General features: G+C 71.1%; 12 protein-coding genes. 9 read left to right on the top strand and 3 right to left on the bottom strand.

The window, feature by feature from the left end:
- Positions 1 to 6 precede the first annotated feature (6 nt).
- From AB0F17_RS17500 to AB0F17_RS17465, 8 genes are all read left to right on the top strand, one after another.
- Positions 7 to 318: a hypothetical protein gene (locus tag AB0F17_RS17500; RefSeq protein WP_358023413.1), complete on the top strand. Its 312-nt coding sequence runs from the start codon at positions 7 to 9 to the stop codon at positions 316 to 318.
- A 51-nt stretch (positions 319 to 369) separates the two neighbouring features.
- Positions 370 to 567, top strand: coding sequence for a hypothetical protein (locus AB0F17_RS17495; RefSeq protein WP_358023409.1), 198 nt, complete (start codon positions 370 to 372; stop codon positions 565 to 567).
- Between the two features lie 95 nt (positions 568 to 662).
- Positions 663 to 959, top strand: coding sequence for a hypothetical protein (locus AB0F17_RS17490; protein WP_358023406.1), 297 nt, complete (start codon positions 663 to 665; stop codon positions 957 to 959).
- Positions 959 to 1,687 carry a hypothetical protein gene (locus AB0F17_RS17485; protein ID WP_358023403.1) on the top strand — a complete coding sequence of 243 codons (729 nt, stop codon included), beginning with the start codon at positions 959 to 961 and terminating at the stop codon, positions 1,685 to 1,687. Before AB0F17_RS17490 ends, AB0F17_RS17485 begins: the two co-directional genes overlap by 1 nt.
- Positions 1,684 to 2,880 (top strand): FAD-dependent oxidoreductase, encoded by a 1,197-nt coding sequence (locus AB0F17_RS17480; protein WP_358023400.1) that lies wholly within the window; start codon positions 1,684 to 1,686, stop codon positions 2,878 to 2,880. The genes AB0F17_RS17485 and AB0F17_RS17480 overlap by 4 nt, the downstream gene beginning before the upstream one ends.
- Position 2,881: 1 nt before the next feature.
- Positions 2,882 to 3,682, top strand: a complete 801-nt coding sequence (locus AB0F17_RS17475; RefSeq protein WP_358023397.1) for an aspartate/glutamate racemase family protein — start codon at positions 2,882 to 2,884, stop codon at positions 3,680 to 3,682.
- 5 nt (positions 3,683 to 3,687) lie between these two features.
- Positions 3,688 to 4,665 (top strand): porphobilinogen synthase, encoded by a 978-nt coding sequence (hemB, locus tag AB0F17_RS17470; RefSeq protein ID WP_358023395.1) that lies wholly within the window; start codon positions 3,688 to 3,690, stop codon positions 4,663 to 4,665.
- Between the two features lie 71 nt (positions 4,666 to 4,736).
- Positions 4,737 to 7,697: a hypothetical protein gene (locus AB0F17_RS17465; protein ID WP_358023392.1), complete on the top strand. Its 2,961-nt coding sequence runs from the start codon at positions 4,737 to 4,739 to the stop codon at positions 7,695 to 7,697.
- 58 nt (positions 7,698 to 7,755) lie between these two features.
- Here AB0F17_RS17465 and AB0F17_RS17460 read toward each other — a convergent pair whose 3' ends face one another.
- The 3 genes from AB0F17_RS17460 to AB0F17_RS17450 all read right to left on the bottom strand — a co-directional run bounded on the left by AB0F17_RS17460 (position 7,756) and on the right by AB0F17_RS17450 (position 10,992).
- On the bottom strand, positions 7,756 to 9,672 hold the full coding sequence (locus AB0F17_RS17460) for a Xaa-Pro dipeptidyl-peptidase (protein ID WP_358023389.1): 1,917 nt from the start codon (positions 9,670 to 9,672) through the stop codon (positions 7,756 to 7,758).
- A gap of 192 nt (positions 9,673 to 9,864) precedes the next feature.
- A complete protein-coding gene (locus AB0F17_RS17455; protein WP_358023386.1) occupies positions 9,865 to 10,458 on the bottom strand; it encodes an alpha-ketoglutarate-dependent dioxygenase AlkB in 594 nt (197 codons plus the stop codon).
- A 45-nt stretch (positions 10,459 to 10,503) separates the two neighbouring features.
- The gene (locus tag AB0F17_RS17450) at positions 10,504 to 10,992 is read right to left on the bottom strand and encodes a hypothetical protein (RefSeq protein WP_358023384.1); all 489 of its coding nucleotides are present in this window, start codon (positions 10,990 to 10,992) and stop codon (positions 10,504 to 10,506) included.
- Between the two features lie 129 nt (positions 10,993 to 11,121).
- On the opposite strand from AB0F17_RS17450, the gene AB0F17_RS17445 reads away from it, so the two are divergent.
- Positions 11,122 to 11,781 (top strand): FadR/GntR family transcriptional regulator, encoded by a 660-nt coding sequence (locus AB0F17_RS17445; RefSeq protein ID WP_358023381.1) that lies wholly within the window; start codon positions 11,122 to 11,124, stop codon positions 11,779 to 11,781.
- Positions 11,782 to 11,817 lie beyond the last annotated feature (36 nt).

Genomic DNA, 11,817 nt, shown 5'->3' with positions numbered 1-11,817 from the left:
GTGATCATGCTCGCGAACGAGACCCGCAGGCCGTACCCGCACCCCTACGAAGTGCGTTCCCCCAGCGTCCGGCAGGTGCTGCCGCCGAGTGCCGGGCCCGATACCGACGACACACAGACCGCGAGCATTCCGCTGCAGAGCATTCCGCTTCAGAGGATCCCTCTTCAGAGCATCCCCACCCAGGCGGCCGCCGACGGCGCGCCACCGCAGACCCCGCCCGAGCTGACGGCGCGCACCGTCCACCGGCTTCGCCACATCCGGCAGGTGTCGGACCAGGCGATCAGCGTGATCGACCAGGCGCTCCACCAGATTCCCTGACTCCCTCAGGCCGTTCCTTGAACCCCCCAGGCTCCCTCGCAGGAGGAACTCATGCTCACCATCCAGGTCGAATCCCCGGTGGGACTGGCAGTAGATAGACAACGGGAGTTCGCCGATACCGTGATCGGGGCAGCGGTGGATCTCCTAGGAGTGGAGCGCGGCGAGATCCGGCTCGTCCTCACCGACTGGGACGAGGCGCGGGCGCGCCGGGAAGCGGCGTTCTGGGCCGCGGCTTGGTCGGGTTGCTGATGCCCGCCACCCTCGCCCGCCGGGCGACCGCCAGCGAAGGCGGGAACGCTTTGGGGGCTTCGTACCGCTGCCCCAATGGCTCCAGAGTCCCCACGGTGCCGGTGCCGCATACCGTCCCGGTCGTACAAGCACTGAAACGGAAGGCGGCCGCCGTCGCGGACGCCGAGCTCGGACGGCTTGCCTCCCGCGCGCCCGGCCTGGACGCCGCGGCCCGCGCCGAGGTCAAGGACGCCGTCCAGCGGGTGGTCGACGCCTTCCTGCGCGAGCCGATCAGCCGGGTGACCAGCCACGCCGACTCGCCCCTGGGAGAGAGCTACGCGGACGCTTTATGCGAGCTGTTCTCCCTCGAACTGCCTGCCTTCTCCCTCGACCGTCCAGCCAGGAGCGCCTGATGAGCCGTGGCCGGGTCGGCGTGCTGGTACCGCCGGCGAACCCATCGGTGGAGCCCGAACTGGCGCGGCTGTTCGGGTCCCGGGCCGACATGTACGTGAGCCGCTTCCCGGTACGGCCCGGCCTGACACTGGCCGAGCGGCTGGAGAGCTACAACGAGGTCCTGCCCGCGATGATCTGCTCGTTCGGCGACCTGCCGCTCGACGCACTGGTCATGGCGTGCAGCGGCTCGCGATATCTGTTCGCACCCGAGGAAGATCGTGAGAGGTGCGACAAGCTGAGCGGTGAGGCGGGCATTCCCTTCGCCTCGGCGACACTGGCGACGCGGGAGGCGCTGGAGCACATCGGGGCGCAGGAGTTCGTGCTCGTCTCGCCGTATCAGCCCTGGCTGACCGAACTCGCCGAACGGTTCTGGGCGGCGACGGGCCTGCGCGTCACCCGCGTGATCCCGGTACGGGCGCAGGGCGGCTTCTCGCCGTACACCGTCACGCCGAACGAGCTGGTCGAGCAGGTGGAACAGGCCGGCCTGCCGGCCGATGCGGTGGTGCTGTTCAGCGGCACCGGGATGTCCACCCTGCCCGCGCTGGGGCCCCTGGGCGCCGGCAACGACCGGATCCTGCTCACCTCGAACCTGTGCAGCGCCTGGTGGGCGCTGGCGCACGCGACCGGTCAGCCGGTCACGCTGAGCCGGGTGCCGCACCGCCCGGTCGCGCAGGGGCGGCCGTCATGAACGGCGTCACCGTGGTCGGCGCGGGCCCGGTCGGGCTGACCGCGGCGCTCACGCTGGCGCGCGCCGGCGTGCCGGTGACGGTACTGGAACGCGAGCCGGGCCTCGGCCGGCAATCGCGGGCCTCGACCTTCCACCCGGCCACGCTCGACCTGCTGGAGGAGCTCGGGATCGCCACCGCGCTGATCGCCCGTGGCCGGGTGGTGGAGCGGGTGCAGTGGCGTGACCGGGCGGGCCGGGTGCTGGCCGAGATGCTGATGGGCAGCCTCGACGGCCTGACCGAGCACCCGTTCCGGCTGCACGCCGAGCAGTCCACGCTCACCGCGCTGCTGCTGGAGGCGCTGTCGGCCTACCCGGAGGCGGAGGTGCGCTTCGGCACCCCGGTCGACGGGATCGCCGAGGGCGGCACGGGCGTCCGGCTGCGCATCGGCCGCACGTGGGCGCGCGCCCGCTACGTGGTCGCGGCGGACGGCGCGCACAGCACCGTGCGCAGCTCGCTCGGCCTGCCGTTCCCGCGTTCGGAGTATCCGACGCAGGCGCTGCGGGTCTTCACCGACTCACCGCTCGACGCGCTGCTGCCCGGCCTGGCGCCACTGACCTACATCCGCGACTCCCGCCAGTCGTGCAGCCTGCTGGCGCTGCCCGATCACTGGCGGATCATCATCAGGATCCCGCACGACGCCCGCGATCCGCTCAATCCGCAGAACATCGCCAAGCTGGTGCACCGTGCCCTGCCCACCGAGCAGGCGCCGATCCGGGTGATCGGGGCCGACCGGTACAGCCTGGCCCGCGGCGTGCTGGGCGACTACCGGTGCGGGCGGGTCCTGTTCGCAGGCGACGCCGCGCACCTGACCTCCACGGCCGGCGGCCTGAACATGAACGCCGGCATCCACGACGCCGTCGAGATCGGCCAGGTCCTCGCGGCCGTGCTCGGCGGATTCACCGCACCCGCCGCGCTGGACGCGTGGGCGTGGCGGCGGCGCACCGTACTGCTCCACCGGGTGATCCCGCGCAGCGAAGCGCGGGTGGCCGGCGTGCAGGACCGAGACACCACGAAGCTGGCGGCGGCCATGGCGGGGCTGCGCGCCATCGCCGGCGATCCGGAGTCCACCCGCGCCTACCTGGCGCAAGCCTCGATGCTCGACACGATGCCCCATCGCTTAACGCCCCATCAATCTCACGTGAGGCACGGCTGACATGCGCATCTGGTTCCAGAAACACACCGTCGAGGGTCGGTCCCCGCTGCTGGACAAACTGTACGCCGAGCACTTATCCAAGATCACCGAACCCGGCACCCAGGTGGAGATCCACACGTTGCCGGCCGACACATACGGCACCGACCTGCCCGAGCACCTGGTCGGCTACGGGCAACTGGGACTGCTGTTCGGCAACTACTTCGCGCAGACGGCCGTGGCGGCCGAACGCGACGGGTGCGCCGCCTGGATCAGCGGCGCGGGGCAGGACCCCGGGCTGACCGCCGCCCGCTCGCGCGTGTCGATCCCCGTGATCGGCTACGGCGACGCGGTCTGGCAGGCGGCGCGCATGGAGCGTCACCGGCTCGGCGTACTGGGCTTCATCCCGTACCTGCGCGAACCGATCACCGAGAACATCCGGGCGGCGGGCGCCGACCTGGCCTCATATCAGGTGGTGGAGGACGGCACCACCCTCGTCCAGCGAGCCCTGGCCCAGGATTTCGGCCCGCTGCTCGAGGCGTACACCAGTGCCGCGAAACGGGCGGCGGACGCGGGCGCGCAGTGGCTGGTGCCCGCCGAAGGCATCCCGAACGAGATCCTCGTCCACCTCGGTGTGCATGAACTGCACGGCCTGCCGGTGATCGACCCGGACGGGCTGGCGGTCAAGACGGCCGAACACCTGTGCCACCTGCGCCGGCTCAACATCACCGCGCGCAGCACCACCGGCTACTGGTATCGGCTCCCGCCCGCGGATGCTGTCAGGCACGCGGAACGTGTTTTCCTCGGCAAGGTAATCGGAGGCTAGGACCCATGAGCTTCCCCGCAGACCGTCCCCGCCGCCTGCGGCGCACATCCGCCCTGCGCGGCCTGGTCGCCGAAACACGGCTGCACCCGGCCGACCTGGTGCAGCCCTTGTTCGTCCGCGAAGGACTCGACGAACCCCGTGACATCCCCAGCATGCCCGGCCAGGTCCAGCACACCCGCGACAGCCTGCGCAAGGCGGCCTCGGCCGCGGCCACCGCGGGCGTCGGCGGCCTGCTGATCTTCGGCATCCCGGCCGAGAAGGACCCCGAGGGCTACGGCGCCTGGGACCCGTGCGGCATCGCGCAACTGGCCATCGCCGACGTCGCCAGGGAAGTGGGCGACGCCACCGTGGTGATCAGCGACATCAACCTGGACGAATACACCGAACACGGCCAGGTCGGTGTCCTCGACGCGACCGGCGACGTCGACAACGACGCCACCCTGCGTGCCTACGCCCAGGTCGCGGTGGCCCAGGCGAACGCGGGCGCGCACGTGGTGGCGCCGAGCGGCATGATGGACGGCCAGGTCGCCGCCGTCAGGCAGGCGCTCGACCGGGCCGGCCACGATCGGGTGGCGATCCTGGCCTACGCCGCCAAGTACGACTCCGCCTTCTACGGCCCGTTCCGCGACGCCGTCGAATCGCGGCTGACCGGCACCCGCTCGACCGCCCAGCAGGATCCCGCCAACAGCCGCGAGGCGCTGCGCGAGGTGCTGCTGGACATCGAGGAGGGGGCCGACATGGTGATGGTCAAACCGGCGGGTCTCTATCTGGACGTCGTACGCATGGTGGCCGACACGGTCCACGTGCCGGTCTCCGCCTACCAGACGTCCGGCGAGTACTCCGCGATCGAGGCCGCCGCCGCCCAAGGGTGGCTCAACCGCGACCGTGCCATCCGGGAGAGCCTGACGGCGATCCGGCGGGCGGGCGCCGGGAGCGTGATCACCTACTGGGCGACGGAGATCGCGGGGCAGTTACCCGGCTGAGGCTTCTCCGGGGCCTGTCTGGTGGCTTTTTCGGTGACTCTTCGGTGGCTTTTCGGTAGCGCTGGAAGGAGGTGGCACAGGTGATGTGGCGGACGCTGACAGAGGACGTACGCGAAGAGATCCGCGACCTGTGCGACGAGTACGGGTCCCACCTCTACGACTATTGCCGGACGGAGCTCGCCCAGAGCGAGGCCGAGCTGGCGGTCGCCGGAGCGCTGCTGTCAGCGCACGGCCACACGCACCGGGTCGTCGACTCCTCCCTGGTGCGACCGTGGCTCTACGGGCTGGCCCGGGCGCATCGTGCGACCGTGGCCAGCCCCGCGAGCACCGGCTCGTGGTCGCGCTCCGGCCGGATGCCGGACCTGCTGCCCGAGGCCCTGCGCGCGCTGGACGCCCTGCAGCGGGAGCTGCTCGACCTGTCCGTACGGCACGGGCTCACGCATCAGGAGATCGCGGTGATCTTCGATGTGACGCCTCCGGACGTGACGACCATCGTGAGCGAGGCGGCCCGCGGGGTCGAGCGGTGGTTCTCCGCCGTCATCGCCGCCCGGGCCGCCAACGGCTGCGGCCGGCTCGCCGCCGAGGTGTCGGCCTGGGCGACGACACCCACGCGGCGCAACCGGGCCCGCATCAGCCGCCACATTCCCACCTGCCCCACGTGCCGGGCGGCGCCCCGGGCCGTGGTGGCGGCCACATTACTGCGCGAGCTGCCCATCGCCACCGCTCCACCCACGCTGCGCGACCGCCTGACGTGGGCACAGCCGCTGCCGGACGCGGGCGAGCTGTGGCGCGTGGACGGGTTCCCCGTGCAGGTTCGGGGGCTGGTCGAGGCCGCTCCGATGCTGATCTCCCCGATCGCCGACCCCACGGCGGCGACCAGGGGAAGCGCCTGGCCGGCGGCGGGCGCGGCTGCCGCCGGCCAGGAGCGCAAACCCCACAGGAGCCATCGCGCTCCCACCACCGTCCCACCCCGACCCAACACGCCGACCACCACCCCGACCCGCCACGACGCGCCCCCTCGTCACGACGTCCCGGCCGCCATCCCGCTCCAGCGGTCCGACCCGGACGCGAGTCCGGCGCTTCGCGATCACGAGACCACCATTCCGCTCGCCCGTAGGCCCGCTGCCGGCGTCCTCCCGCGGAGCGCCGCGGGAACCGGCCCGTCCGCTCCCGGCATGTTGGCCGCGCCTACGTATGAGGCCCCGGCCGCTCCCCCGCAAGACGCCCCCACGAGCCGTCCGCAGGGCCGGGATACGATCCCGGGTAGCCCACCGCTCCCCGAGGTGGCATCGGCTCCGTCCGGGCCGGTGTTGCGACTGCCCGAAGCGACCTCGCCACCACCGGCGGCCTCGGCATCGCCCGAGCCGGTGTTGCGGCTGCCTGGGCTGGTCATCGGCGGGCCTCCGGTGCCTGAGGTGCCCGTACAAAGCCGCCACGAGCTGGGCACGCCACCGGCCAACCCGCACGCGGCGAAGGCGCCCACCCGCAACCGGCAACCTCTGGCCGCTCCCGTCGGGGAGCCATCCGCACGTCGGTCCCCCACCGCCGAGCCGCCACCCCTGTCCGCCCCGATCGGCAACCGGGCACCTCTGAGCGCCCCCATCGCTGAGCCGCCCACGCTGGCCGCCCCGATCGGCGACCGGTCACCCCTAGACGCTCCCATCGGTGAGCCGCCCACGCTGAGCCCCGACGACCCGCCCGTGCGGGAGACGTCCACCGGCCAGGCGCCGCCGGAGGCGTCCGATCGTGGCCCGGCGCCGCGCGGCCGGCACCCCTTCGGCGATCGTCACCGGGACATCCTGGTGGCCACCGCCCGCGACAGGCAGGGCGTCTTCGTAGCGGCCAGCGGCACCCGCCGGGACACCCCCGCCACCAGGAACCGCCCGGCCCCCTCGGCCCCGAGCAGCCGCCGGGACGCCACGACCACGAGCCCGTACCGGGACGCGACCACCCCGGCCAACCGCCGGGACACCCCCACCCCGGACACCCACCGAGACACCGCGACCGGCACCCGCCGAGACGGACCGTTCAGCGCGGCGGTCACTCACCCGAATGCCCTGCTCACCACCCCCGCCACCCACCGAAACGAACCATTCACCACAAATCTCCCGGACGCCCTGTTCACCACCGCCGGCACCCACCGCGACGCCCTGATCATCGCCGGCGGCGAGCACCGAGACCTCCTGGTCGCGACCCCCAGCACCGACATCGGCCCAGGAGGCGCCGAGCCGGACGCGGACATCTGGCACAGCGGCCCGGACGACCCGGACTCGGAGTTCTGGCGCGACCGCCCCGACGACTTCGGGCCCGACGGCCGGTTCACCATCCGGTCCGTGGCCACGGTGGGGCTGCTCGTCGGCGCCGGGATGCTGGTGGCGAGCCTGGCCTGGTCCGGCATCCAGAGCCGCCAGCGCCCCCCTACGTCCGAGACGCACACCACCCGGCTGTCGAACAACATCCCGGCCGTACCACCCGCGAACGGCCCCAACGTCACGCTCAACCCCACGGTGGTCCCGCCACCGGCCGGCGTGACGGCGACCGGCCCCGCGCCCACCCCGTCGGTCAGTGCCACGGCAGAGCCGTCCAAGCCGGAATCCAAGATGAGCGACACCCCCACCGGCGAGGTCCGGCCGCAGAAGATAGCCCTGCCCGGCCTCAAACCCCCGAACGCGAGCCTGTCGCCGTCGTCGATCAACCTGGGCACCCGCCGTACCGGATCATTCAGGTTGGTTTGCCCGGGTGACTGTAAGATCACCGCGGTGTCCGGGTCGAAGGGGATCGCGGTCTCCGCGCACGCGTTCCGCGTGCGCGTGCCCGCCTCGCGGCCCGGGTGTCCGGGGCCGCCCGCCACCGAGTTCGGGCGGATCACCGTACGGTGGACCGGCACGTCCAGCGGCGACGGCGAGAACACCACGGGCGTCGCCCGCGGCAGCGGAACCCTCAGCCTGCGCCTGTCCTGGACCGTGGCCAACGCCAAGGGAGCGTACGTGGCCGACGGAAAGGGCGGCGGCTACTGGACCAACTGCGGATAGCTCCGCCGCCTAGAGAACTCAGGTGGTGGCGGACCGGTCCGCCACCACCTGACGGCTTCTAGTAGAAGGTGTTCTCCGGCTCCGGCAGGTCGATCCGCGCCGGTCCGCGGAACCGGCCCGCGTCCTTCGGCACGTCCACCACCGGCGCCCCCTGCGTGAACGGCACGACCATGCTGCTTCTGGCCAGGTCGAGCGTGACGTTCGCGCCCGTACCCGCCTCAGAGGTGTACGTCGTGTCGGTGCCCGCGACGATCAGGGCGATCCGGTGCCCCTTCCTGAAGGTGTAGTCGTGCGGCATCGTCTGCCACTTGACCTTGCCCCACGTCCCGACGGGCAGGGGCGACGCCGTGCTCAGCGAGTCGCGGTTCCGCACGTCGATCCAGCCGCGGGCGACGATCTCGGCGGGCCGCGTCACCGTGTTCGTGGCCACCTTGCGGTAGCAGGCGTCGTCGGCGGCGGTGCTGTCGCCGTGGCAGTCCTCCTCGGTGAGCGTGGTGATGCCCTGGCCGCGCCGCCAGTCGACGCGGGTGGCGTCGCCGAAGTCGACGAGCAGGGCGGTCAGATTGGCGTCCGGTTTGTCGAGCTTGACGCGCAGGTCGGCCGTGGGCGTACCGGACAGGCGCAGGTCGAGCGGGAGCGCGCCGCTGGTGAACGCCACCCTGCCCGGCTTGGCCGTACCGACGTCGGCGATCATCTCCTCTTCTTCAAGCGCCACGTCGGTGAAGGAGGCACTGGCATCGCGCCTGGCCGGGACGAGGCCGAGCGAGCCGTCGGCGGCCGGCCGCAGCGCGACGTTCGCCGCCGGCGGTGCCGGCCAGTCGCGCTGGGTGATCCACTGCGTCGGGCCGGTCTGCACGTCGGCGCGCGGAGCGTTCATGACCTCGTTGCGTACGCCCTGCAGCCAGTGGTCGAACCAGCCGTGCAGCGTGTCCACCCACACGTCCCTGCGGCCCTCGAAGTCGAACGGGTCCACGTGCTGGTACTGGCCCACCCAGATCTTGCGCGGTACGTTCCGCTTGGCCAGGGCCTGCCACCAGGTGGAGAAGTTGTCCGGTTTGACGTTCAGGTCGTTGGCGGTGTGCACCACGAAGACGCTGGCCCTGACCTTGGAGACGTCGCCGAGCAGGCCGTTGATGTAGTCGCGCTCGGCCCAGAACGCGTTGTAGTCGCCCGTGTCGTCGCCGTCCTCGGCGTCCATGCGATCCCGTACGGCCTGGCACTTGGGCTCGGGGTCGGTGTCGACGTAGTTGGCCAGCCAGGAGGCGTAGTCGTAGTTGTAGACCACGCCGTTCGAGCGCTGGTACTTGTACCAGGAGCTGATCGCCGAGATCGGCACGATCGTCTCGAGGCCGCGCACGCCGGTGGCGGCCACGGCGTTGGCCAGCGTGCCGTCATAGGACTTGCCGATCATCCCGGCCTTGCCGGTGGTCCAGTCGGCCACGGCCTGAGTGCCGTCCGCCCGGAAGGCCTTGGCCCGGCCGTTCAGCCAGTCCACGACGGCCTTGCCGCCCAGGACGTCCGCCTTGCCGCCGATGTCGGGGCAGCCGTCGGACCTGGTGGTGCCGAGCATGTCGACGTTCAGGACCGCGTAGCCGCGCGGCACGAAGTAGTTGTCATAGAAGAGCGGAAATTTCGTGACATTACCGGCGGCGTCGTAGACCTTCCGCTCGGCCTCGTTACCGCGTCCAGAATTGTCGTAGTACGGGCTCTCGTCGATGATCACCGGCACCTTGAGCCCCGGACCGGACTCCTTGGGCCTGATGATGTCAACGCGTACCCGGTCCAACCGGCCGTCGGAGTCGCTGTCGACGCTCGACTCGACGTACACGTATTCGCGGACGGCGTCCGCGTAGGAGAAGACCGGCTGCGTGCGGCCGTTCTCAACGGTGATCCTGGGGCCGGCGGCCGCTTGCGCGGGACTCGCGATCGCCATGGTGAGGGCGACGGCAACAAGGGCCGAGCGTAATTGTGGCACGCGTGTCCTCCGAGACGGGTGGGCGCCAAAGTAACCGCAATCTCTCACCCGGCAGGGGGCCTGACAAGATCCGGTGCGTTTGTGTGCAGGGGCGTGTTGGACCGATATAGCCACATCTGCCGCCCGGCTCTACAGGCATCTGCCGCCCGTCTCTCCAGAGCGCGCCGTGGTCGACGGCCTCGCCTGCGAGCGCTACCCGGCGATGATCGTACGGAAAGTCACGGACACCCGCCGCCCCCGTGGGACCCGGCCCGCCGCACCTGGGTCACTCTTACGGGCGGCGATGCCGTGCCGCCACGCATATCGGGCGGGTCCCGTCATGACGCACAAGCTGCCTGGGGCGAGCCGCACCGGCGACCGCTGTGCCGCCTCGGGGTGAGTGAAATCCATGACGCAGCCAGAGCCCAGGGATATCGCTGCGACAACCGGCCCGAAACAGGGCACGCAGTCGATATGTGGGCTGATGCCCTGCCCCGGCTGATACTCGTTGATGATCGCCTGATCCGGTTCCTGGTCCATGATCCCTTCCCGTACCAGGCGCATGGCCTGCTCACGGGCCCATGCGGGGAGGGCGTCAGCGGCCCGAGGATCCGTGGCAACGCTGCGGCGAGCGTAGTCGTAGCGTTGGCCGTAGTGCTGTACTCGCCGCCGTAGTTCTGTCGACCACTCGGCGGCGTCGATGAACGCCAGTAAGGACGCGCACGCTTCTGGAGCGAGCCAGTCGGCGACATACAGCAGCCCCGGCACCTGCGCTCTGTCGCCGCCGTCAAGGGAAGACTCGGGCATCCCAGTACGGTAGCCAGCCCCACCGACATGAATCGCTCCCGCGGGTCAGCAGGCCGAGAGCCATCTGACGAAGACGGCCCTGGACGGGATGCCGTTGGGCACCACCGCGACGTGGTCCCACTCGTAGACGTTGCTCGGCCCCTCGTCGCCCTCCGCGGGCACCATCTGGGGCGAGTCCAGAACGCTCTCGCCCGTGCTGCCCACGCTGGCCACCACCCGCTGCTGGGCGTCCATGAAGACGAGCTTGCTGTGCCAGACGTCGGCGTGCTTGGTGAAGTCGGTGTCGCTCACCGCGTGCACGTGCACGCGAGTGGTACCGCTCTCGATGTACACGTAGCTGGGAAACTCCAGATGGCAGTCCCCGACCTTCCACGGGCTGCCGAACGCCCCTCGCGCGAAGAGCGAGCTCGACGTGAGCGAGAGAAGTCTGGAGTCGGTGGCGGCGTCAGCGGAGGCCGGGCTCTGGATGCCGAGCGTGGCGGTGAGCGAGACGATCGCGGCGACGGCGAAGACTCCCCGTCTGAAGATGCGCATGGATCCTCCTGAGAGATGGGTTTGCCCCTTAGGCGTTCCATGCCGTTCCTGCGTGCTGCGGGGGTGAGCCACTGGCCGCTTGCGATACGGTTCCCTACTAAGCAATCACTGAGAATCGGCGAACGGCTCATGCGAAACGTGGCGCGGACCTCCCTCGTGGATGCCGCGATCGAGGAGCTCCGCAGGGAGATCACCAGCGGCGCCTGGCCGGTGGGCACGAAGATCCCGTCTGAGTTGCGGCTCGCGGAGAGTCTCGGCATGAGCCGGCTCTCGGTCCGTGAGGCCGTACGCGTGCTCGCCCACTCCGGGCTACTGACCACCCGCCAGGGGGACGGCACGTACGTCACGGCGGTCGACGAGTCGCAGGTCGCGCTGGGCAGGCGGATCGCCAAGGCGGCCGCGATGGACATCATCGACGTGCGGCGCGGGCTCGATCTGGTGGCCGCGCGGCTGGCCGCCGGGAAGCGGACCGAAGAGGACCTCACCGGCATGCGCGAGGCGCTGGTACGGCGGGACGCGGCCGGGCGGGCGGGGGACGTGGACGCGTTCGCCGACGCGGATGTCGATTTCCACCTCCGGGTGGCCGACGCAGCGCACAACCCGCTGCTGAGCGACCTCTACCAGAGCATGAGCGACGCGCTGCGCGACAGCGTGCGCCACATGGAGCAGGCGGCGCTGGTGCTCGACGGCTCGCACGAGGAGTTGCTGCGGGCGATCGAGGACCGCGATCCCGGCGCCGCCGTGGCGATCTCCGTCGCCATCCTCGACCAGCAGGAACGCGACCTCTGACCAGCCGACGCGGCCCCAACAAGCCGACGGGCTGAG

It is taken from the genome of Nonomuraea sp. NPDC026600 (genome assembly GCF_040638335.1).
In the GTDB taxonomy this organism is placed as follows: Bacteria; Actinomycetota; Actinomycetes; order Streptosporangiales; family Streptosporangiaceae; genus Nonomuraea.
Note: the sequence above shows the minus strand (reverse complement) of the source record. Positions and strands in the feature narration are given on the sequence as shown.